This window comes from Chitinophaga hostae (assembly GCF_018224885.1).
Classification (GTDB): domain Bacteria; phylum Bacteroidota; class Bacteroidia; order Chitinophagales; family Chitinophagaceae; genus Chitinophaga; species Chitinophaga hostae.
The window spans coordinates 1-24159 of the sequence record NZ_JAGTXB010000018.1 but is presented as its reverse complement, the minus strand read 5'-3'; the positions used below and the strand labels follow the sequence as shown (position 1 = coordinate 24159).

Genomic DNA, 24159 nt, shown 5'->3' with positions numbered 1-24159 from the left:
CACTTATTCAGCACGAGCGAAAAACTAAATTTTACGTATGAAAAAAAAGTTCTCCAGAATTTTTATCCTCCTTGTATTTTCTGTTACGGCCCATTTTGCCACCTATGCTCAAAACAAAGTTGTAAAAGGCACTGTAACAGATGACAAAAATGCGCCTGTTATCGGAGCCTCTATAGGTGTAAAAGGTACGGTTATCGGTACTGCTACAAATGAGGCCGGTGCATTTACACTTTCTATACCTCCCGGTTCAGATTCAATAGCAGTGTCGGCGGTTGGCTTTGTGAGCCAGGTGATTGCTATTACCGGCAGCGTATTGAATATTCAGCTGGAGCCTTCCAGGACCCGGTTGGACGAAGTAATAGTGGTTGGTTATGGTACCCAAAAGAAGGGCGACCTCACGGCTCCGGTTACAACGGTGAACACAGAAAACATGCTTAAACGCACTACCGCAAGCCCTATGGAGGCGCTGCAGGGAAGCGTTGCCGGTGTACAGGTAGTTACCAGCGGGGCGCCGGGCAGCTCTCCGAATGTACGCATCAGGGGAGTTGGATCATTTAATAATGAAAATCCATTATATGTGGTGGACGGCATGTTTGTTAATGACATCAGTTTCCTTAATCCAAATGACATTGCCGACATGTCTATCCTGAAGGACGCCTCCGGCGCCGCCATCTACGGGGTACGCGCCGCCAACGGTGTAGTGCTCATCACCACAAAAAAAGGAAAAGCAAATATGAAGACCCGCGTAACCTACAATGGTTATGTAGGGGTGCAGAAGCCGACACATGTTCTTAAAATGGCCAACGGAGCGCAGTATACCGCGTTTTCCCTTCAACGGGGATCTGTTGCAGATAGCGGTACCGTTTTGTTATCTTCACAAAGGTTTGGTGGCAGCGGGCTGAATCCCACTACCAGCACGGATTGGTACGATGTGATATTAAGAAAGAGCGCGTTGTTAACCAACCATGGCATCGATGTGCAGGGTGGAAGCGACAAGGTAACTTACTCCCTCGGGTTGAACTATACTTACCAGGATGGTATTTTGAATGCCCTGAACAACTTTAAAAGATACAACGGGCGGTTACAACTGGAAGCCAGGGCATTCAGCTGGTTGAAGGTAGGCTTCTCCGCCATCTTTAATAACTCGGTTACCTTCAGTCCCAATAACGGCGCTTTCCTGGATGCTTATACGGCTTCCCCGCTGTTCCCGGTGTACGACAACGCCAATGTAAACGCTTTCCCCGTGAAGTTTACGGCCGCTTCCGTTATCGGAAGATCTGACGATAAAAATCCGATGGCCTCTGCCTATTATAACTACGACAGGTCAAAGGCCTTCCAGATATTACCAACAATTTATGGCGAAGCAAGTTTTTGGGAGAATAAGATCACTTTCAGATCCCAGTTAAGCCAGATATATGGTTCCCTGTTGGGAACAAAGTACAGCCCGCAGATGAACCTGGGGCCCGGCGCCGGTTCTACTGTGTCTCACCTGAAATCCATCCAGGAAAGAACCACCAATTATATCCTGGATAACCTGCTCACCTACAAGGACGGTAAAGGCTTGCATCACTGGAGCCTGTTACTGGGACAATCGACCCGGGAAGAGCGGTGGCGTCAAACCAGGACCGAAGCCGATAACATACCGGATGTGGAAGAATCGTGGTATGCCGGCCAGGGAACACCCAGTGCCACTTACTACGGAGAAGATGGTACCCGTAACGCCGGCATCTCCTACTTTACCCGTGGTACTTATGATTATGACAATAAATACCTGCTTACTGCTACGTTTCGTGCAGATGGAAGTTCAAAATACCAGACTAAATGGGGCTATTTCCCTTCCGTAGGTTTGGGATGGGTACTGAGCAGGGAAGCATTTATGAAGAACCAGAAAATCTTCGATTTCTTAAAATTGCGGGGTAGCTGGGGTAAGCTTGGGAACGACGGGGTAAATGCTAACGCAGGTTATGCGGTTGTAAAAACAGGCAACAATGCTTCCGCCGTTTTTGGCAGTACTGCCGGCGCCAATGGAGAATATGTGCCGGGGTATTCCGTAAACAGGTTTTTCACAAATATCTCCTGGGAAATAGTGACCGAGTGGGATGGTGGTGTTGATTTTGAAATGTTACGGGGAAGATTAAAAGGCTCTGTTGATTATTACAACAGGAAGACTACCCAGGCTGCTTTCTCCCGGCCATTCCCTTTCACCTATACAACGATATATGGTAACTGGGCAGACATGGAGAACAGCGGTTGGGATGTAGCACTGAGCTGGAATGATAAAATCGGTAACCTGGGCTACCAGATAGGCGCGAACATGTCGACCCTGAAGAATAAAGTCACCAACCTGGGAACACTTCCCAGTTCGACCAGCGGTTTCCCCGAGTGGACAGCGGAATTTCCGAATCGTATCCTCGTAGGCCAACCTATCAACTACTTCTACGGTTATGAATTTACAGGCATATATCAAACGCAGCAGGAGGTGAACAATGATCCGATTGCGGCACACTATAACCAAACAGCTACTTCGCCCATCCTTCCTGGTTTCCCAAAATACAAGGATCAGAACGGCGATGGCGTGCTGGATGATAAAGACCGTATCAACATGGGAAGTTATTTACCTAAGGTTACCTACGGTTTTAATATAGCGCTGAATTATAAGCAATTTGATTTTAGCATTGCGTTCCAGGGCGTGTCTGGTAATAAGATATTTAATCTTAACCGCGGACGGCTTTACAAAGCTTCCACCTCGCTTAACCTGGACGAAAAATTTGCCTCTAATCTCTGGACGGGACCTGGTTCAACAAACGACTATCCTTCTGCGTATGCGTTGGGACAGGGTTGGTTTAAAGTGAGCAACTCCTTTTTTGTAGAGAGCGGTGCTTACCTGCGTATACAGAACATTCAGCTGGGTTATAATTTTAATGTAGGCAAAGAATCGCCTGTTGCCATGAGGGTATTTGCTACTGCCGACAGACCATTTCTCTTTACCCGGTACAATGGTTTTACGCCCGAAGTTGGTACCAATACCTCTTTTGGCTACTCGGTATCCGGTTATGATGCTAATGTTTACCCGGTTTCTTCTACCTACAGCCTGGGCGTGAGAGCTACTTTCTAACGCCTTCGTTGAAGAATATACGAAAAGCTGGCTGTAGTACTAGTTATAGACAATTAAAAAAAGAAAACATGAGAAGCTATATATCAATTTTGCTCATAGCAACGGTTTTATCATCCGGTTGCTCCAAGTTCCTGGATCGCCCGTTGGAAAATAAGCCCCAGGCAACGACCATCGATTATAATGACCTGTCATTAATGTACCAGCCGGTATCCGGTGTATACAGAACCGCTTCCAGCGGTACTTTTGGGAAATGGATCAGTGTTGCCATCCGGTCGTCACGCAGTGATGATATTACCCCGGGAAATGATGATGCCGGACAGGTGGGCATCCACAATTTTCAAACAGATGTGACGGTAAAAAGCTACTGGGGCATCAACGACATGTGGATCAGTATGTATTCAGTGGTACTGAGCGCGAATAGTGCGTTGGCTGAACTGGAGAAGTTTGGAAAAAATATACCCTCCACCGATGCTGATAAAACCAAACTGCTGGCGAAATACCAGGCGGAAGTCCGCTTCTTCAGGGCACTCGCGCAGTTTTGGCTTTGCAGATCCTATGGCGCCGTACCTATCCTGGGAATAGAAAGCAATGACCCGGCCAACCTCGGAGGAGTTACCAAAAGCAGTGTGGAAGATGTAAACAAGTATGTTATTTCTGAAATGGATTTTTGTATTGCCAACCTGGAAGACGCAAGGCCTAATGCCGCCACACACATCGGCGCCGTTACCAAATATACCGCGCTGATGTTGAAAGCCAAAGCGGCTATGGATCTGGCAGGTAATAACAGTGGCAGTACTTACTGGGATGTTGTGCTGGATTGTACCAACCAGATTGTCAACAGCGGTAAATTCTCCCTGTTCAGCAATTACTACCAGCTGTTTAAAAAGCCAGGTAAGTTATGTGATGAAGCCATTTTAGAGCTGCAGTATTCTGATTTTGGAAAGTCTACCGGCGATATCGTGATTTCCGGTGGCCCGGGCGAAGAATGGGGTAATTTCTTTTTCTTCCAGGGCCCGGAAAATACCTACAGCCCCGTCATCACTGGTCCGGGTTGGATGGTGCCCACACAAAAAGCGGTTGATTTTCTGAAATCGCGTAATGACAGTATCCGTTTAAAAACGACCATCCAGTATTGTGGTATCAATGGCGATCCTGCTACTTATTCAGTGACACCGGATGGAGATACCATTTCCGGAAATGCTTCCAGGAAAAAATATTTCAACGGCAAATCATATACCCCCCGCTCGCAAATGACAGCGGACAGGATTGATTATTACGGCGCAAATAATAACATCCGGATAATGCGTTATGCGGAAGCCCTGTTAATGAATGCGGAAGCAAAAATCCGTAAAGGACAAAACGGAGATGCCCAGGTGAATGCCGTCAGAAACCGGGTGAAGCTGGCGTCTATCAACAATGTAACCCTGCAACAGCTACTGGATGAACGCCATGCGGAACTGATCTGTGAATGGTGGGGTGAAAGATTTAATGACCTGTTAAGAACTGATCAGGCAGCAACTGTACTCCCTGGTTTTATAAAAGGAAAGAGCGAGTATATTCCGATTCCCCAGGCACAGGAAGATGTAAATCCAAGGCTCAAATAATTTAATTATATTAAAGCACTTAAAAAGAATAGCTGCTGTAAACGAATTTAAATCAAATGAAAAGAAATATTTATTGTTTTGTGTTAACGCTGGTGGGATGTTGCTGCATAGCCACGGTACAGGGGCAGTCTGTTAAACGGCATATGAAATGGAAGCAGACCTGGAGTGATGAGTTTAACTACAACGGATTACCCGATAGCACTAAATGGGGGCATCAAACCGGAAGATCCGGCTGGGGAAATAACGAGCTGCAGTTTTACACCGCCGCAGATATCAATAACGCGAAGGTGGAAAATGGTACGCTGTACATTACCGCCAGGAACGCCGGCAGCGGGGATCACCAGTATACTTCGGCCAGGATGATCACGCAACACAAAGGCGACTGGAAATATGGAAAGCTGGAAGTAAAAGCAAAGCTCCCGAAAGGCAGGGGGCTCTGGCCCGCTATATGGATGCTGTCTACCAATGACGAATATGGCGGCTGGCCTGAAAGCGGTGAAATTGATGTAATGGAGCACGTGGGTTATATGAAAGACAGTATCTTCGGAAGTTTGCACAGTAAATCCTATAACCATATTATCGGAACACAGAAAACGAAAGGTGTTTATATCAGTCAGCCTTATGACAAATTTCATGTGTATGCTATAGAATGGACACCGGATAATATCACCTTCCTGCTCGACGGGAAGGTGTATTACCAGGTGGCTAATGAACACAAGGGTCATGAGGGATGGCCCTTTGATAAGCAGTTCTATTTGCTGCTAAACGTGGCTGTTGGCGGTAATTGGGGCGGAAAGGAAGGTGTGGATGAAGCAGTATTCCCCGCAGCCATGCAGGTGGACTATGTAAGAATGTATGAATGGATCCCGTAGTATTCTAATTCGTAATTCATAATTCTACTCAAGATGGCAGATGATGTCAGGATACAAACAAACAGGTGAATAATATTTTAGGTAAATAACTTTAACGTTAAAGTATGAAGAGAATAAAAGTTGCCATATTAGGCGCAGGATTTATTGCTGACATCCATCTGGAAAGTTATACAAGGTTTGTTCCGGAAGCGGAGCTGGTAGCGGCGTATGCAAGAAGTGCCGACAAAGCAAAGGCCTTTGCAGAAAAGCATCATATCGCACAGCATTTTTCCTCCATTGATGAGTTGCTTAAAAACACCGATGTTGATGTGGTGGATATTTGTCTTCCTAATTTTTTACACAAGGAAGCTACGCTCAAAGCCGCTGCCGCAGGGAAGCATATCATTATCGAAAAGCCTTTGGCAGTTACATTGGAAGAAGCGGATGAAATGATTGCCGCCTGTGAAAAGGCCGGGGTAAAACTGATGTATGCAGAAGAGCTTTGTTTTGCACCCAAGTATGAACGCGCCCGGCAATTGGTGGAAGAAGGTGCGGTGGGCGAGATGTATATGTTAAAGCAATCGGAGAAGCATTCCGGGCCCCATTCAGATTGGTTTTATGATATTAATCAATCCGGCGGCGGCGTATTGATGGACATGGGTTGCCATGGTATTGCCTGGTTCAGGTGGATGTTGAAGAACAGCAAAGCCGTGAGCGTTACAGCATCTATGAAAACTGTGCTTCACAAGGGAAGAACCAGGGGAGAAGATAACTCCATCGTGATCATCGAATTTGAAAATGGTGTAACGGGTGTAGTAGAAAATTCCTGGGCAAAACAGGGCGGTATGGATGACCGCAGCGAAATCCATGGCCTGGATGGCGTGGTGTATGCTGATCTGTTTACCGGGAATTCTGTGCTGGCTTATAGCAAAAACGGCTACGGTTATGCCATGGAGAAAACAGACACCACAATAGGATGGAGCTTTTGCATATTCGAAGAAGCCTTTAACCAGGGGTATCCACAGGAGTTAAAACATTTTATAGACTGCGTGCAGCACAACCGCGAACCATTGGTGACCGGAAAAGATGGAAGGGCTGTCCTGGAAATTATTTATGCCGCTTACGCTGCTGCAGGACAGGGAAAAAAGATAAGCCTTCCCTTTAACCAGAAAGTAGAAAAGCCGATTGATTTATGGCTGCATCCAACTTCCGCCGCTAAATAATAAATGCATGAAAATAGCAATTTATCAAACGTATGAAGAGCTCTCAGCAAAGGTTGCAGCACATGTACTGGAGTTGATGGCAGCATACGATCAGCCCTTGCTATGCCCGGCATCCGGCGATACCCCGGCTGGTTTGTACAAGGCAATGGCCGATAGCTGCCGGGGAAAACAATTCGATGTTGCCGGTTGGAGCATTGTAGGATTGGATGAGTGGGTAGGACTAAACGGCACCGACGAGGGAAGTTGCCGGTATTCCATTGACAAAGAGCTGTTTCAACCGCTGGGTATTGCTGAGAATAACATTTGCTTTTTTGACGGCCGTTCGCCCGATCTTCCGGAAGAATGTTTGAGGACAGAGCGGTTCATCGGTACGCGGAACGGCATAGATGTAGCTATTCTGGGCGTAGGCATGAACGGGCATATTGCTATGAATGAGCCCGGGTGCGCCATTGATGGCAGAACGCAGGTGGTGGCGTTGCATCCGGTAACAAAGCAGGTGGGACAAAAGTATTTTACGCAGCCCCAGGTGTTAGAGGAAGGGATTACTTTAGGAATGGGTACGCTGCAGGAGAGCAGGCATATTATTTTAATGGTGAGCGGGAAGCACAAAGCAACGATTGTCCGGAGAATGTTGGAGGAGCCCGCAACAAATGAGCTGCCGGCAAGTCTCCTGCTGCAGCATCCGTCAGTGACGCTGTTTTTGGATGCAGATGCAGCCATTTGTTTGTTAAATAAAAATTTACATGGAGAAAGCGCAGATAATAGGGGTTGACCTGGGGGGAACAAATTTGCGCGCCGGTATAGTTAATAAAAGCGTCCGGGAGCCTGTTGTTTCGCAGCCTCTCTATGCACAGGGAACCAGGGCCGACATCCTGGAACAGATTTTTGGCATCATTGATAAAATTATCAATCCGGGAGTAAAGGGCATCGGAATAGGAGTACCGGGGCTGGTAGATCCCATTAGCAGGATCCCCTACGATGTAGTGAATATTCCTTCCATCAACGAAACAGACCTCCGGGCAATACTGGAACAGCGTTACGGCGTAGCGGTGAACATTGAAAACGATGCCAACTGCTTCGCGTGGGGGGAATTTCATTTCGGCGCAGGACGTTCCTGCAAATCCATTGCAGGATTGACGATCGGTACCGGGCTGGGAACAGGAATTATTGCCGATGGAAAACTATTAACCGGGAAGCATGGAGGAGCAGGAGAATTTGGAATGATCAGTTACCTGGATAAAAATATAGAGTATTACGTTAGCGGACGTTTTTTTTCAAACGTGTATCATACCACCGGGGAGCTTGTTTACAAACGGGCATTGGAAGGGAACCCGGAGGCGATTAACATGTATGAGGAGTTTGGCCGGCATTTGGGGGCAGCCATTAAGTTGATCCTGTATGTATTGGATACGGAATGTATTGTGATAGGTGGCGCAGCAAAAGCGGCTTTCCCGTTTTATTCAAAAAGCATGTGGGAAGCATTGGCTGATTTTGGATTCGGGCGTTCCCTGGCAAGCCTGAAGATCGAAGCGTCTTCCCTGATCAATGCTAATATTTTAGGCGCCGCGGCATTGCATCTTCCAACAGCTGACAGGTGTCAGCAATAAGTCAATAACAATTTCTAAAATTTTTATGTATGACTGATAGTATAGAGGTTACTACAGAGTATGATGCTATTGTGATTGGTAGTGGTATCAGCGGTGGCTGGGCTGCGAAAGAGTTGTGTGAAAAGGGATTGAAAACATTGGTGTTGGAGCGGGGAAGAAATGTGGAGCATATAAAGGATTATCCGACGGCCAATACACCGGTTTGGGAATTTCCTTACAGGGGCGCTGTGTCCCGGAAGGAATTGGAGGCGAATCCTTATATCAGCAGGGCCGCGGGCTATGACGACAGCACGAAACATTTTTTTATAAAAGATAGCGATCATCCTTATATACAGGAAAAACCTTTTGAATGGATACGTGGATACCAGGTTGGCGGGAAGTCGCTGATATGGGGACGGGCCTGTGCGCGTTGGAGTGAAATGGATTTTACTGCTCCGCACCGCTATGGATATGGAATTGAGTGGCCTATAGGATACCAGGATATTGCTCCCTGGTACAGCCATGTAGAAAAATTTATTGGTGTTTGCGGCAATAAAGAGGGCATCGCTACTATGCCGGATGGAGAATTTCTGCCTGCCTTTGAATTGAACTGTGTAGAGCAGCATTTAAAGGACGTGTTGGCAGACAAATTCAATCGTCATTACGTATCCGGCAGGTGGGCGCAGGTAACACAGCCGCAGGAGATCCATAAAGAGCAGCATCGCCAGTGTTTGAGCCGCAATCTTTGTATGCGTGGCTGTCCATTTGGAGGGTACTTTAGTTCAAATGCCTCTACACTTCCCTGGGCGGAAAAAACGGGTAACCTCACCATACGCCCGTTTTCCGTTGTACATTCTGTTATGTATGATGAGCAATCCGGAAAGGCAACAGGGGTAAAGGTCATTGATGCTAAAACAAAAGAAACAACGGTGTTCCATGCAAAAATTATTTTTCTCAATGCGTCGGCATTAAATACCAATCTCATTTTGCTGAACTCAACCTCCAAGCGGTTTCCGAACGGGCTGGGGAACGACAACGGATTGCTGGGAAAGTATATTGGCTTTCATAATTACAGGGCGGGGATGAGCGGGGAGTTCGATGGTTTTGAAGATAAGTATTACAAAGTATCGAAGCCTGCAGAATGCATTATTCCCAACTTCAGGAATGTATACGAGAAAGATACGGATTTTGTAGGCGGTTACGTGGTTTTTAGCGCTGCTTACCGTGAAAAGTTAAGCGATAAAAACATGCCCGCTGCATTAGGGGCGGCCTTTAAAGAGGCCATCAGCAAACCCGGCAAATGGGGTGCATATATGTATATGCAGGGAGAAACCATTCCCAAGGAAAGCAATCATGTGCGACTGAGCAAAGATAAAAAAGATGACTGGGGAATTCCCCTGCTGATTACATCCGTAGATTATGACGATAACGACGACCGGATGGTAAAGGATTTTATTGAACAGGGAAAGGCCATGCTTACCGCCGCGGGGGCTAAGAATATTGTGGTGACTGATAACCACCAGCCGCCGGGATTGGATATACATGAAATGGGAGGGGTGCGTATGGGCAAGGATCCCGCCAGTTCCTTACTGAATGAATGGAACCAGTTGCATCATTGTAAAAATGTATTTGTTACTGATGGCGCCTGTATGACAAGTACCGGCAACCAGAGTCCGTCTATTCTTTATATGTCATTAACTGCAAGGGCTGCCAACTACGCAGTGGAGCAGCTAAAAAAAGGGGCATTGTAAAAGGAACGCAGAGAATGAATTAAAACGATCGCCGTTCTCACCCGGCGATGAAGGGTGTTCCTTAGTAATAACTTGTTAAACAAAAAGGCGTGAAGAGAATAGCCATGATATGCTGCCTGATGTCAGCAACAGCATTCGCACAACACAAAGCACAAATAGATGCCAACCGCTTACCGGTGCTGGCGCCACACTATCAGCCCGAATATACGTTTGATGAGCCGATGGCAGCTGCTGCCTGGAAGGAAGTGGGCAGTGGCTTGCACGCAGCTGTTGGTTCAACGGAACTGGCTTATTTCAGGGCGGAGGTGCCGTCACAAAATATCCATGCTACCTGGGAAGCTACGGGATGGAGAAACGAACGGCTGAATACCCAGCTGTTGGTATGGTCGCCCGACAGCCTGCGCCAGGTGAGGTTTACCGTGAGCGACCTGGTGAATGCGGACGGAAAGCGGATCAGCAGCCAACATGCTAAATTGCATCTCGTGCGTTATGTGCTATCTAATTATCCTTATGGCGCAAAGGATGCAGTATGTGAAGGTTCCCCGTATAAACAGGGTTTCCTGATGCCAGATAGATTTGAAGACTTTGACCGGTTTGATCTGCCAGGCAGCACCACCAGGCCGGTATGGCTTTCGCTGGACGTTCCCGGGAATGCAGCACCCGGACAATACACCGGTACTGTGTTGGTACATACGGAGCGTTATACAGATACCCTTCAGCTGAAAATCAGGGTGCAACAGCAGGTGTTACCAGCGCCGCACGATTGGCAATACCGCCTGGACCTCTGGCAAAATCCCTGGGCAGTGGCATGGTACAATCACCTGGAGCCATGGTCTGCCGAACACAAAGTCCTGCTGAAAAAACACCTGCAATTGTATGCTGATGCAGGTGGCAAATACATTACTACCTATGGTGTACATTCGCCCTGGTCAGATAATTCCTATATGATAGAAGGAGGCATGATCGAATGGATTAAACAAAAGGATGGTTCCTGGAAATATGACTACCACATATTTGACGATTACGTGGAAATGGCCATGGCATTGGGCATCGACAAGGCCATCACTATTTATACACCTGTTCCCTGGGGTAACCGTTTCCGTTATACCGACGCGGCCACCGGCAATCATGTATATGAACAGTGGGCGCCGGGAACAGCAACATACCGGGCACGCTGGCATGATTTTCTGAACGATCTCAGGGCACACCTGGAAAAGAAAGGCTGGTTTGAGAAGACTTACCTGGGTATCAATGAGAACGAGATGGAACAAACGCTGGCTGCTATTAAAGTGATAAAGGCGCATTCGCCCAAATGGCATATTACTTATGCAGGCAACTGGCACCAGGAGCTGGATACCCTGCTGGATGACTACTGTTACCTGTACGGTAACGAGCCTACAGACCCTCAGCAGCGGCAGCGTAGTGCCAGGGGGGCTACCACCACTTTTTACGTTTGTTGTAATCCGCCGGTGCCTAACAACTTTGTATTTTCTCCCCCTGTTGAAGGGCGCTGGATCAGCTGGTATTCATTTGCGCGGGGATATGATGGTTTCCTGCGCTGGGCTTATGACGGATGGCCGGAAGATCCTGTGCGGGATGCCCGTCACGGTTCATGGCCTGCCGGCGATTGTTACCTGGTATACCCCGGTGGCAATAGCTGTATCCGTTTTGAAAAGATGCGGGAAGGGATAGTCGATTATGAAAAGATGCGTATCCTGAAAGCACAGGCAGCTGCATCCGGCAGCAAAACGGTGAAGCGCAGCTGGTTGGCCCTGGAGCAGCATTTGAAGCTGTTTGCTGCTGAACATGATTTTAAAGAAGAAAAGATTACGGCAGATGTAGACAAAGGAAGAGCACTGATAGCAACATTGAGCGATGAATTAATGCGTTAGAAGGCACATACAAATGTGCAGTAAACTATTTAAGCCGGGTGCTCAAAGTCCCCACGGCAAAGCACCCGGCAACATATTCATGACAAGCAGATCGAAAAAACCACTATCTCAGCGTCGAAAAAGCGTATAAGAATAAAATATTATTTTTTCGGCGGCATCGGCGGCATCGGTGGCATTTTCGGCTGCTGCTGCGCATATTGATACATCAAATTAATTTTCCCGTTTTCATCAAACCGCCATGTTTCCTGCAATTCATTGACAGTCTTTTTGCCTTTGGCATCTGTGCAAACTTCCCGGGTCCATACAGTCACCCAATCTTCTTTTTTGTCCTTGCTTCTGAGCGGTATCCAGGCGTGAATAGAATCAACAACAGTGCCCATCATTCCCCTCTTCTTTTTAGCCACTACAAAAAGGCTGTCGCGGTTGCCGGCAAACATAAAGCCATCGGCAAAAATCATGGTGTCATTTTCTGCGAAAGAACTCTTTGAATTGTCAAGCGTGTTCTTGTCCCAGTTTTGGTACAATTCCAGGATTACCTGTGCTTTTTTGGGATCGCCGATCTCAAAATCGGAGGAATACTCCGCCGTGTACGGATAGGTGAGACTTTCCTGTTTTGGCGAAACGGAATCGGCTGTCTTCACAGCTTCCGGTGCAGATTTGTTGGTGTTGGAGGCGCAGGCTGCTAAAAAAGCAACCACTGCGACGAGGTACATCTTTTTCATAACAAGTGTTTCTAATTTTTAAATAATAGATCCAGTATAAGGCGACGACTCAAAAGGTGGAGCGATGGGGACAATACCTTATCCTAAGTTAAGGATTTTTATGGACAAAATAATAATTTTAATCACTTATCTCATTGGGTATCAATATTTTTGTTGCGTGACAGGGATGCTATTGCTCATATACTTATCGTATAACAGCATACTGCCATCAGCGGATTCAGAAATGCCCTATCTTTAATTTAACTATTTATAATTCTCCTTTGAACGATGGCTAACCGGCGGGAGGAGAAAAGGTTTGTTCCGCATATGATGATTACTATCTTCCAAAAATATTTTTTCCTATGTATATAAGATGGACATGGCTGATGACAGCCGTCATTTTTATTAGTTTTATATCCCTTGCTCATGGTCAGTCAGTTATTATCCGGAAGGGAATTAACTTACCCAAAGATTCCCTGACCCAGGCACTGCTCATCAATTCGCTTAATGGATTGCTTGCACAAAAGGAACAACCGGCTGCTGCAAATGAATTTCTATTAAAAGAGGAGATATTGGCCACCGCCGTGCTGTTGGATGAGCTAAAAGGCATGGGGCAGAATGCCGGTCTTAAGGACAATGATTTTTATAAATGTTATCTGGGCAATGCGGTGAAACTCGATGAAGATAATTTTATCCTGCAGATTTCTTATATCGGCATGACCGAAAACATTCCTGTTCTGCGTGGAAGCTTTAAAATACTGGCTAAAAGGGGCAAGGACAAGTTTTACTTTTACGCTCCGTTGAAGCAGAACACTGCCAGCTGGAAAACCCGGAAAATCAATAATACTACTTATCACTTTAAGGATACCCTGTATATGGCATGTGTTAAGGAGTATGAAAAATACCTTGCGTTTTATAACAGTAAATTGCATACACCGGGTTCACCCGCTGAGTTTTATTATTGTGATAATTTTACGGAAGCTCAACAACTGGCAGGGATCGACTATATAATGGATTACAACGGCGTTAAAAATAATCAATTAACGGCCCGGCAAAACAACACTGATCTGTTGCTCAACGGATGGACTGCTAACCCTTACCGGTTTGATCCTCATGATATGTGGCACGACCGCCTGCGGACGGTACTTGCTAATGATGTGATTAACCGGCCGGTTGATGAAGGTTGCGCTTATTTATACGGTGGGAGCTGGGGCCTTACCTGGGATGAGGTTTTAGGCAGCTTTAAAACCTATGCAGCTAATAATCCGAATGCGGATTGGCAAATGTTGTACCTTGATTTGAAAAACTTCACCGATGGAGATAAACCTTTAAAGGCAGCCTACGTAATAAATGCGTTGATAGTACAAGAAATTGAAAAGGAGAAAGGTTTTCAGGCGGTTTTGGAATTACTGGGTTGTGGCAAAAGGGAAAAAGGGGATGCCAATTATTTTGCTGCTTTGGAAAAAATAACCGGCGTGAAAAGGAGTGATTTTAACCGGTATGCTTCGAAGTTAATCAGCGCCGCTCTTTAGCGTTGTTGCAAATTTTGCGGATAGTTCCGGGAAGATCCATTTGATTATCTTTTACTATTGATTTAAATCAAACAACATGAGAAAAATAATTGCAGGAATTAACATGACACTTGACGGGTTTTGTGATCACACGGCAGTAACCGCGGATGAAGAACTGCATCAACATTATGCCGACCTGTTAAATGATGCAGACGCCATTCTATACGGAAGGATAACCTATCAATTGATGGAGTATTGGAAGCCCTTTGTGAAAAATCCTACTGGCAACAAAGCAGCAGACGACTTCGCCGTGCTAATGGACAAGATTCCCAAAATTGTTTTTTCCCGCACACTGAAAAGCCTGGATTGGGAAAGTGCGAGATTAGCGAACCGGGATATTGAAGCAGAGGTCAGAGATCTCAAACAACAGCCGGGTGGAGATATTTTAGTGGGCAGCCCCAGTTTGATCATCGCGCTAATCAACCTCGATTTAGTGGATGAATGCCAATTCTGCGTTCACCCGGTAATAGCGGGAAGCGGGTTGCCGTTGTTTGGCAAAATAAGCAAAAGAATCAGTCTCAAACTCTTAAAAACAAAAACCTTGGGTGGCGGTGCAGTGGTGTTTTACTATGAACCCACAAAAACGGATGCCTGAGACAGCATACCTCATTTTTTCGGTAAGACTTTCTCGTAGGCTTTTCTTGGGGCGCCGGCCAGTATTACTTCGCCGCAATAGGTGTAACCTAACTTATCAAACAGGTGCAGCATCCCTTTATTGTCGAAATTCGTATCCACCCTGATACTGCTGATATGATGGGTCAACGCATAGTTTTCAATCTGCCTCATCATTTCCTGTGCCATCCCTTTTCCTAAATACGCTTCAGCAATGGCGACCCGGTGATAGACCACGAAGTCACCATCTGTTAACCACTGGCCTTTTATATCGGCGTATGCAGGCTCATCGTTGATCATCACTGCACAATAGCCGATCATGGTTTCACCATCAGCTAATATATAGCCATAGCCCTTATTGATATCGGATTCAACTATTTCCGGGTTGGGATAGCCATTTTGCCATTGTTCGCTGCCATCTGCCTTTCTGCGGGCAATTGCTTTCTCCAATATAGACCAGATCTGTGTGGCATCCTGTTCTTTTGCTTTTCTGAATTCCGGCGTCATATCTTTTTATCTCCTTTAGCATTGCAAATTCCGACAATCCTATGGATATATAAAATGATATTTTTCTATTGAAACTATCGATAAAATCGATTGATTGAGCATATTTCACTTATTTACCTGTACCTATAATACTTGATGCGGAGGTTGTTTTTATGAATAAGATGGCATCAAAATCGGCACCCGGTATTATGGGTAAAGCGTTGACACTTGTCCGGTTTGCATATATATTGGTGATATTGTTTTTTACACCTGAGAAAGGATTCGGCTTTAAATTGAAAGGTATATAGATAGTAGCATGATTTGCTTTTGCAAACATCTCTGAAAATGATCCTTTTTCTGTTTCAAAGTCTTGCTTTGTCAACCCATCCGCCGTTATTAGTGTTACCGAACCTTTAAAAGTATCAAAGCCCAATACATAAAAATTTTCGCCGAATTTTTGTTGCAGATAATATCCCATTCCTTTGAATTGGGCCATGGTGGTGTCCTTGGCGATATGGACGTTGTGAGCCCAGATCATTGTTTTGAGTTGATGGGATGTTTGTTCGGCAATGATGTTTTCAGCCATAAATTTATCCCGGTTAAGCGGGTCGGATGCATATTCTTCCCGGTCAAAACCAAATACACTGACTTTTTTTAATGGAGGCTGTTTGCTATTGTATAATTTTATAAATTGGAACAGGTCGTAAATTTCTTCTGTGTTATAAAGCACCATATCCTTCATCAGGGTTTTCAGATCTCCCGTACCATTTATTACATACTGATTGAGTGGATCGATGTAAGATTCGCGAAACTCGAAGCCCAAACGCTTATAATCCAGATTAACGATTAGGTATTCAATGATTCTGCGTTTTTGATTGAAGAATTCTTTTGTTCCATGAGAAGCTTCACCAAGCCCGAATACCATGTTGTTTTTTAATTCAGCAGCGAGAAAGTTGAAGTCGGTAGTTGATGTAGCCGTATCAGCATTTATTACATGTGCATTTTCATTGAGCCATCTCGTGTTTGTATCCTGCGAATAACCCGTTATCATATTGGCCAACAGGAAAAGACAGGTAGTTATACTTTTTCTGATGATGATTGCTTTTGGTTGGTTCGACATCTTCAAATATTTAAAAGTTCCAAGGTTAGATGCTGAGGTATACCTATTCCATAAAAATATTCCGGCATAACCCCGGCTCCATATTTTACGCAAGCGTTTGCGTATATCCTTATAAAATAGAAAAGTTTACTTTCAAAGGTTACTGATCATACTATAAATATGGAGGTTAAAAGTGATGAACACTGTCTCGTCCTTTTGAAAGAAGGAAATGAGGACATTTATCGGTACCTGATCCGCGTTTATGGACCGGTGCTCTGCAGTTATGTGGAGAAAATAGTATTTGACAGGGCAGCAGCAGAGGATATTGTGGAAGACATATTTGTTAAACTATGGGAAAAGCATACAGTATTCGATAGTTTGTTGGGGGTGCGGAAATTTCTTTACATGGCCGCCAGGAACGCCAGTTTGAATTTTAAGCGAAGTAAAGAGCGGGAAAAAACAAAACATGATGCTTTCAGCAGGTTAAGCACTGAAACTATTTCCATAGATGAGATAATTTATGCCGAATTAATGGCAGAGGTACGCAGTGCTATAGATAGCCTCCCCCATAAAATGAGGAAAATATTTATCATGGGGTATATAGATCAGCTAAGTAATCAGGAAATAGCCGCACAACTGGACCTGTCCTGCCAAACGGTGCGCAATCAGAAAACAAAGGCGCTCACCATCATCAGAGGCCTCTTAAAGGGGCACCCGGGCGATCGCATCATACTATACATCACCTTATTACTCGCCATCAGGGGGAAACTGTAAAACAGGCGCTATTCCCCGGGATTTTCCAGTTCCAGGAAATTTTTTTCAGAAATAATGTTTTTTACGTGGTACAATACGGTACATGCGGTGTTATATACCGGAAGAGGTACCATATGGATGAAAAAAAAATAAGCGAAGCACTATACATCGCCTCGCTGATAAAAAAACAGGTGAACAAAGAAATTACGGCGGAGGAGCTGGCCTCCCTGCGTGCCTGGATAGCCGATAGCAGCGGAAATGAAAAGATTTACCGGGAAATCGCCAGTGGTGAACCGCTGAGGACTGATTTGCTGAAGCTGGAACATTATGATACCAACAAACTAACGCAAAACATCTTTAGAAAAGCGGGTCTGTCTTTATCCCTTGCAGACCAGGTTCCTGGTGAAGATCATGTAAGCCGGTCGAAGAATAAGCATCTTTACTGGACCTGGGCGGCAGCTGCGGCGGCCGTATTTTTTGCGGTGGCGTTATGTTTTAAAGCCATGGAAAGCCGAACTACCCCGGAAAAACGGCTGGCATTAAATGATATAAAACAAAAAAGCCTCGCACCGGGCAGCAACAAGGCCATTCTAACACTGGCCGATGGGTCACAGGTTACGTTGGATAACAACTCCCATGATACGTTGGCCCGGCAGGGCAATAGCACCGCTATTCAACATAAAGGCGGGCTGCTGGCGTATAGCAGTCCCATTAATCTATTACCTGCAACTGTTGCCTACAATACAATTGTTACCCCGGCAGGCGGCCGCTATGAAGTGGTATTATCCGATGGCACACACGTTTTTCTTAATTCCGCCTCCTCCTTAAAGTATCCTGCCTCGTTTCCTGATAGTCAGCGGGAGGTGATATTAACCGGGGAAGCCTATTTTGAGGTGGCACACCTGTTATCCAAAAACGGGCATGGAAAGCGCCCCTTTACCGTGAAAATAGTTCTTCCCTCCGGAGATGGGGGAGAGGTAAATGTGTTGGGAACACATTTTAATGTGATGGCTTACGCAAATGAATCCGCGGTAAAAACGACCCTTGTCAGCGGTTCGGTAGATGTTCACAAAGGAAACAGCCATGTATTGATCAGGCCCGGCCAGCAGGCCATTTTATCCAACAACTTAAATAAACCTGAGGTCCGGGAAGCTGACCTGGAACAGGAGCTGGCCTGGAAAAGCGGGAAATTTGTATTTAAATCCACGGATATCAGGCAGATCATGCGCCAGATTGCCAGATGGTATAATGTAGATATCATCTACCAGGGAGATATGTCTGGTATCAGGTTTTCGGGAGATATCATGCAGAAAGAAAACGCAGCACAACTATTCGAAATCCTGGAGGCAGACGGCAGGCTTCACTTTAGCGTAACAGGCAACCGGGTAACTGTTTCCCGTGTGTCAAAATAATAATTCCACATAAAGTAACCATTTAAATAAATGCCAATGAATCTATAGAAATGTCATGTATGTAGAACCAACAAAAACCGGATATCGCTGGCAGGCGGTACCCGGGGCTGTTTAGATCACGTTAGAAATCTTTTGCAAAAATTTATTGTAATACTAAACTGTACAAATATATGAATCTACTTGTACATAGCAAACCTGTTGCTATTTGTAAAAAGGGGTGGCTATCCCCTTCATCAACCAAAAATCGGATAATAATCGCCATGAGATTAACAGCCATTTTATTATTTGCGGCCTGTATGCAGGTAAGTGCCAGCACTTATTCCCAAAGTGTGACCATTTCCGGCAAGCGTCTTACCATTGAAAAAGTTTTTCAGATAGTGAGGAGCCAAACCGGCTACCAGATTATATTTAATCCCGACCTGGTAAAAGATGTACCTGGATTAGATATTGATGTAAAGAATGCGTCGCTCAGAGCGGTGTTTGACGACTGTTTCAAAGCGCTTCCACTAACGTACGAGATCAGATACAATACTATTATTATTAAGTACCGAAATCAAACTCCACCGGACCCGATAGATGAGCCGGCGCCGCCACTGCAGATCCGCGGAAGGGTAACCAATGAAAAAGGAGATCCACTGGAAAGAGTGAGTATTAAAGAAAAAGGAACTGTTAATGGTACCTATACCAATGCAGCCGGAGAATTTACCATTACGGTAAAAAATGATCACGCAATCCTGCAATTCGCTTACCTGGGCTATAAAAATAAAGAGAAAGCAGTTACAGGATCCGGTTTTATGGAGGTGCTGCTGGAGTCTGCTGCGGTGAATATCGACTCCATTGTGGTAACAGGATTTAATACCAAACAAAAGAAGATCAGTGTGGTTGGGGCAGTGACTTCCATTTCTCCCGCAGAATTGAAAACCCCTTCGAGTACGCTTAGTTCCTCCTTTGCAGGCAGACTGGCCGGCGTTATTGCACGGCAGCCTTCAGGAGAACCAGGCAGTGGCGCCGAATTCTGGATCAGGGGCGTGTCAACCTATGGTGGTACCGGCGCGCTGATTTTTTTGAATGGTATCGAAATTTCCGGGGGCGACCTTAACAGCATTGATCCGGCTAACATCGAAAGCTTCTCTATTTTAAAAGATGCGGCTTCTACAGCGCTGTATGGTGCAAGGGGCGCAAACGGTGTAATATTAATAGAAACAAAGCATGGTAAATTAATGGAGAAGCCAAGGATTACGGCCTTGGTGGAAAACACGGTATCATCACCTACGCAAATCGTGAAATTTACCGATGCCGTTTCCTATATGAAGTTATATAACGAGGCATTGAAAAATGATAACCCCTATAATGCCGACAGGTACTCCGCTGATAAAATTGCCGGTACCGCTAAGGGACTCGATCCATATGCTTATCCTAATGTAGACTGGTATAAATTATTGTTCAAGGATTATGGACTCAGCCAGCACGCCAACCTGAATGTACAGGGCGGCAGCAAAATTGCCCGTTATTATATGGGCCTTGCCTATTACAAAGATCAGGGCGTGCTTAGAAACAACCTCGTAAGCGGATTTAAAAATAATATTAATAACAACCGCTATAATTTTGTCAATAACGTCAACGTAAATGTTACCAAAACAACAGAGCTGGAGCTGAATATTAATGCTGATTTTTATCAGAATACAGGCCCTGCAAACTCCGCTTCCTCACTGTTTGGCAGTGTGATGGGCGCCAATGCGGTGGACTTCCCGGCCTTTTATCCTGTACCCCCGGACGTTGTAAATGATCATATTTATTTCGGTAATAAAACGGATGGATTTAATATCGCCAACACCCGCGATAACCCCTATGCAGATATGGTGCAGGGGTATAATCAAAATGCGGCATCTACCATTCTTTCTACCCTGCGCGGCTCTCAAAAGCTGGATATGGTTACGCCGGGGCTGAGTTTTAATGCCCTGATTTCGTTTAAAAACTGGTCCAGCAGCGGTATCACCCGTAAGTATACACCCTACTACTATACGTTGGGTGGTTACGAGGCAGATCCTGGCAAAACGCCTGTTTATAATTTAAACTGGATCAGTGCCGCAGGCGGATCTACTGCGTTAAGCCAGTCAGGAACCAACTCCGGCGATCGCACGCTCTACATGCAAACCACGTTGAATTATACCCGCATGTTTAATGATAAGCATGATGTATCAGGTATGCTGGTGTTTCTAAGAAGCGAATACAATACCAATAACCCGGGTGATAATATTGTCAGCACGCTTCCTTCCCGTAAGCAAGGCTGGGCGGGCCGGTTAGCCTATGGTTACGATTCACGCTATTACATAGAAGGGAACCTGGGGTATACCGGGTCGGAAAATTTTGCAGAAGGTCATCGCTACGGCCTTTTCCCGGCCGCCGGCGTTTCCTATGTAATTTCCAATGAAAAGTTCTTCGGGGACACTAAACTGTCTCATGCCATTACGCTCTTAAAGCTGCGCGGATCATATGGCCTGGCGGGTAATGACCAGATTGGCGGTAACCGTTTCCCTTATCTTAGCGTGGTGAACATGAATAGTGGTGACAATAGTTTCACCACGGGCGTAAACTTCGACAATTCAAGAAATGGTATACAGATCACCAGGTATCCGAATAATAATATACAATGGGAGATCAGTAAAAAAATGAATATAGGACTGGATCTGGGCTTGTTCAATGAACTCACATTAAATGTAGACTGGTTCCGCGAAATAAGAAGCAATATTTACCAGCAAAGAGCTACCATACCGGCAACAGCCGGCGTATTGAGCGCTTTGCCTTACTCCAATATCGGCAGGGTACTGAACAGGGGAGTTGATGCCACGCTGGCCTATAGCCATAGCGTGAACCATGATCTGAATATTTCCCTGAGAGGAACGTTCACTTATGCGCATAATACCATCCTGTATTATGATCAGCCCGACTATGCAGCGTTGGGCCTGGATAACCTGTCCCGCATAGGGCATCCGCTTAATACCAACCGCGGCCTGCTGGCCGAACGGTTGTTTATTGATGCAAATGAAGCGGCGCATAGCCCTGTATTTACTACCTCGCACGCTGGTGATATTAAATATAAAGATCTTAACGGCGATGGTAGTATTAATAATAACGACCGGATAGCAATGGGGTATCCCTCTGTGCCTGAAATTGTTTATGGCGCCGGGTTTACGATCGCCTATAAAAAGTTCGACCTGGGTGCATTTTTCCAGGGTACTTCCAGGGTATCTGCTTTTATCGGTGGATTTAGTCCGTTTGGGAGGTCACAAAATAATGTACTGGCTGCTATTGCAGAAGATCACTGGTCTGTTGACAACCAAAACCTGCATGCCTTTTATCCCCGCCTCACCGCAGTGGAAACAGCTCCCAACAATGAACAGAATTCTTCCTGGTGGCTACGCGATTTTTCATTTGTACGCCTGAAACAGCTTGAATTAGGCTATACCCCTTCAAAACTGGTCAGGATTTATCTCAGGGGACTCAACCTCCTTACGTTCTCCAAATTTAAATTGTGGGATCCGGAACAGGGTGGTGGTAATGGATTAGGTTATCCTCCGCAGGTCATTTTTAACCTGGGCGCACAGTTCAACCTGTAACCCAACAGCTGTTATTAATCAGAAAAAAGATCATTATGAATTTCATCAAGCATAAAATAATATTAATAAGCGGGGTATTGGTGTTAAGCCTCACAGGATTATTTTCCTGCAAAAAATACCTGGATATCGTACCACCCAATACGGCTACCATTGATGCGGCATTTCAGAATTATAATACAGCCATGCAGTTCTTGTACTCGCTTTATTCCTATATGCCAAAGGAAAACGATGCGAGCTATGGCACCATCAGCGCCTGCGCTACAGACCAGGCAATAGTGGTTTGGCAGGGAAATGTTATTTCCAGCTTGCTGCGGGGAGAACAAAACTCGTCCAATCCATTGTTTAACTATTGGGAAGGGAAAAACTGCTTGCCTGCTATCAGCGCATTTGAAGGCATCAGGCAATGCTATATTTTTTTAGATAACGTAGATAAAGTACCCGGTGTAACAAATGCAGATAAAACCCGGTGGAAAGGTGAGGCCACCTTCCTGGCAGCCTACTATCATTATATTTTGCTCCGTCAGTATGGGCCTATCCCTTTAATTGACCACCAGGTAGATTTTAATGCCAGCACCGGCGATGATATCTTCCCTGCGAGGATGCCATACGATTCCTGTGTTAATTACATAGCACGCAGGTTTGATGAGGCCATCTCCCAGTTACCGGTTACTTTACCGGCCCAGAATGAAATGGGACGTATCACAACCGTGGCCGTAAAGGCCATCAAAGCACGCATGCTGTTAACCGCAGCATCACCACAGTTTAACGGTAATACTGAATATTACAGCAATTTTAAGAATAAGGAAGGCGCTCCTTTGATGAACCTCAGCTATGATAAAGAAAAATGGAAACGTGCTATAGATGCCATTAAAATAGCAATGGATGCAGCTTTGCAGGCTAACAGGCACCTGTACCAGTTTGCTGACTACAAAGGACCTCAGAATTTATTTTCTGCTACCCGTCGCGACAGCGGTATCATTGCTTATCGTTTTGCCATGGTGGATCCCTGGAATCCCGAGCTGATCTGGGGATATTCGCCTCCTGAAGGCTACTATCAATGGCAGCAAAACTGTGCGCCATTAACCGGTAATACATACAATGGCATCGGACCAAGTATGAGAACGGTGGAATCATTTTATACGGAGAACGGACTACCTATCGATAAAGATCCTACCTGGGATTACGAGGGCAGGTACAATGTTGATGCATCGGCGCATACGATGAATGTAAACCTGCACCGGGAGCCGCGTTATTACGCCTCAGTGGCATATGATCAGGGACTGTATTATGTGAATGGCACTGCTGAGAAAATGGATTTTAAAGCCGGTGGTCAGCAGGGCTGGAGCTCCGGATCAACCAATTATTCTCTGACCGGGTTTCTTGTACAGAAAGTAGTACACCCGCAAACGGTAGCAACGGATAATGACTTTACCATGGTGAAATATCCCTGGCCTATTATGCGGTTATCGGAATTATATCTTTCCTATGCAGAGGCGTTGAATGAATATTATGGAACAGATCAACAGCAGGTAGTATTGGATAATCTGAATGCCATCAGGCTGAGATCCAAGCTGCCTACGGTGCAGGCTTCCTGGGCTATTGCCGGTCATCCGCCGGTTTTTACACAAGACGAAATGAGAACCATCATACGGCAGGAAAGAAATATTGAATTGGTTTTTGAAGGACAGTACTTCTGGGATATCCGCAGGTGGAAACAGGGCAATCAGTACTTTAATCAAACCATTTATGGTATGAATTACCAGGGGGCAGATGAAAGTACATTCAACCAGGTAATACCGGTTATCAAACAGGTATTCAAAACGCCGGCTAACTACCTTTTCCCCATTAGCGTGGATGAATTGAGTAAGAATACTAATCTCGTTCAA

The 24159-nt window shown here is 45.5% G+C and carries 17 protein-coding genes; 14 read left to right on the top strand and 3 right to left on the bottom strand.

Annotated elements, in window-relative coordinates:
• Window positions 1–37: 37 nt before the first annotated feature.
• The 8 genes from KE626_RS26325 to KE626_RS26290 all read left to right on the top strand — a co-directional run bounded on the left by KE626_RS26325 (window position 38) and on the right by KE626_RS26290 (window position 12022).
• Entirely contained in the window at window positions 38–3115 is a 3078-nt protein-coding gene (locus KE626_RS26325; RefSeq protein ID WP_211976009.1) for a SusC/RagA family TonB-linked outer membrane protein, read from the top strand.
• 68 nt (window positions 3116–3183) lie between these two features.
• Complete coding sequence (locus KE626_RS26320; RefSeq protein WP_211976008.1) at window positions 3184–4719, top strand: RagB/SusD family nutrient uptake outer membrane protein; 1536 nt, start codon at window positions 3184–3186, stop codon at window positions 4717–4719.
• 56 nt (window positions 4720–4775) lie between these two features.
• On the top strand, window positions 4776–5591 hold the full coding sequence (locus KE626_RS26315) for a glycoside hydrolase family 16 protein (protein ID WP_211976007.1): 816 nt from the start codon (window positions 4776–4778) through the stop codon (window positions 5589–5591).
• Between the two features lie 104 nt (window positions 5592–5695).
• Window positions 5696–6793, top strand: a complete 1098-nt coding sequence (locus tag KE626_RS26310; protein WP_211976006.1) for a Gfo/Idh/MocA family protein — start codon at window positions 5696–5698, stop codon at window positions 6791–6793.
• 7 nt (window positions 6794–6800) lie between these two features.
• Window positions 6801–7565, top strand: coding sequence for a 6-phosphogluconolactonase (locus tag KE626_RS26305; RefSeq protein WP_211976005.1), 765 nt, complete (start codon window positions 6801–6803; stop codon window positions 7563–7565).
• Complete coding sequence (locus tag KE626_RS26300; protein WP_211976004.1) at window positions 7537–8400, top strand: ROK family protein; 864 nt, start codon at window positions 7537–7539, stop codon at window positions 8398–8400. The genes KE626_RS26305 and KE626_RS26300 overlap by 29 nt, the downstream gene beginning before the upstream one ends.
• A 29-nt stretch (window positions 8401–8429) precedes the next feature.
• Complete coding sequence (locus KE626_RS26295) at window positions 8430–10130, top strand: GMC oxidoreductase (protein ID WP_211976003.1); 1701 nt, start codon at window positions 8430–8432, stop codon at window positions 10128–10130.
• Between the two features lie 89 nt (window positions 10131–10219).
• Entirely contained in the window at window positions 10220–12022 is a 1803-nt protein-coding gene (locus KE626_RS26290; RefSeq protein WP_346344487.1) for a DUF4091 domain-containing protein, read from the top strand.
• A gap of 140 nt (window positions 12023–12162) precedes the next feature.
• Here KE626_RS26290 and KE626_RS26285 read toward each other — a convergent pair whose 3' ends face one another.
• Window positions 12163–12744 (bottom strand): hypothetical protein, encoded by a 582-nt coding sequence (locus KE626_RS26285; protein ID WP_211976002.1) that lies wholly within the window; start codon window positions 12742–12744, stop codon window positions 12163–12165.
• Window positions 12745–13085: 341 nt separating this feature from the next.
• Here KE626_RS26285 and KE626_RS26280 point away from each other — a divergent pair, with 341 nt between their 5' ends.
• Both KE626_RS26280 and KE626_RS26275 read left to right on the top strand, forming a co-directional pair.
• Window positions 13086–14255: a hypothetical protein gene (locus tag KE626_RS26280; protein WP_211976001.1), complete on the top strand. Its 1170-nt coding sequence runs from the start codon at window positions 13086–13088 to the stop codon at window positions 14253–14255.
• Window positions 14256–14331: 76 nt separating this feature from the next.
• On the top strand, window positions 14332–14889 hold the full coding sequence (locus KE626_RS26275; RefSeq protein ID WP_211976000.1) for a dihydrofolate reductase family protein: 558 nt from the start codon (window positions 14332–14334) through the stop codon (window positions 14887–14889).
• 11 nt (window positions 14890–14900) lie between these two features.
• Here the strand turns inward: KE626_RS26275 and KE626_RS26270 are convergent, their stop codons facing one another.
• Together KE626_RS26270 and KE626_RS26265 are read right to left on the bottom strand one after the other, a co-directional pair.
• On the bottom strand, window positions 14901–15413 hold the full coding sequence (locus KE626_RS26270; RefSeq protein ID WP_211975999.1) for a GNAT family N-acetyltransferase: 513 nt from the start codon (window positions 15411–15413) through the stop codon (window positions 14901–14903).
• Window positions 15414–15522: 109 nt separating this feature from the next.
• The gene (locus KE626_RS26265) at window positions 15523–16512 is read right to left on the bottom strand and encodes an erythromycin esterase family protein (RefSeq protein WP_211975998.1); all 990 of its coding nucleotides are present in this window, start codon (window positions 16510–16512) and stop codon (window positions 15523–15525) included.
• Between the two features lie 159 nt (window positions 16513–16671).
• On the opposite strand from KE626_RS26265, the gene KE626_RS26260 reads away from it, so the two are divergent.
• The 4 genes from KE626_RS26260 to KE626_RS26245 form a co-directional block, all read left to right on the top strand.
• A complete protein-coding gene (locus KE626_RS26260; protein ID WP_211975997.1) occupies window positions 16672–17265 on the top strand; it encodes an RNA polymerase sigma-70 factor in 594 nt (197 codons plus the stop codon).
• A gap of 113 nt (window positions 17266–17378) precedes the next feature.
• Window positions 17379–18656 carry a FecR family protein gene (locus KE626_RS26255; RefSeq protein ID WP_211975996.1) on the top strand — a complete coding sequence of 426 codons (1278 nt, stop codon included), beginning with the start codon at window positions 17379–17381 and terminating at the stop codon, window positions 18654–18656.
• A 260-nt stretch (window positions 18657–18916) separates the two neighbouring features.
• On the top strand, window positions 18917–22273 hold the full coding sequence (locus KE626_RS26250) for a TonB-dependent receptor (protein WP_211975995.1): 3357 nt from the start codon (window positions 18917–18919) through the stop codon (window positions 22271–22273).
• 35 nt (window positions 22274–22308) lie between these two features.
• Window positions 22309–24159: RagB/SusD family nutrient uptake outer membrane protein (locus KE626_RS26245; RefSeq protein ID WP_211975994.1), on the top strand; the 1851-nt coding region annotated here is incomplete at its 3' end.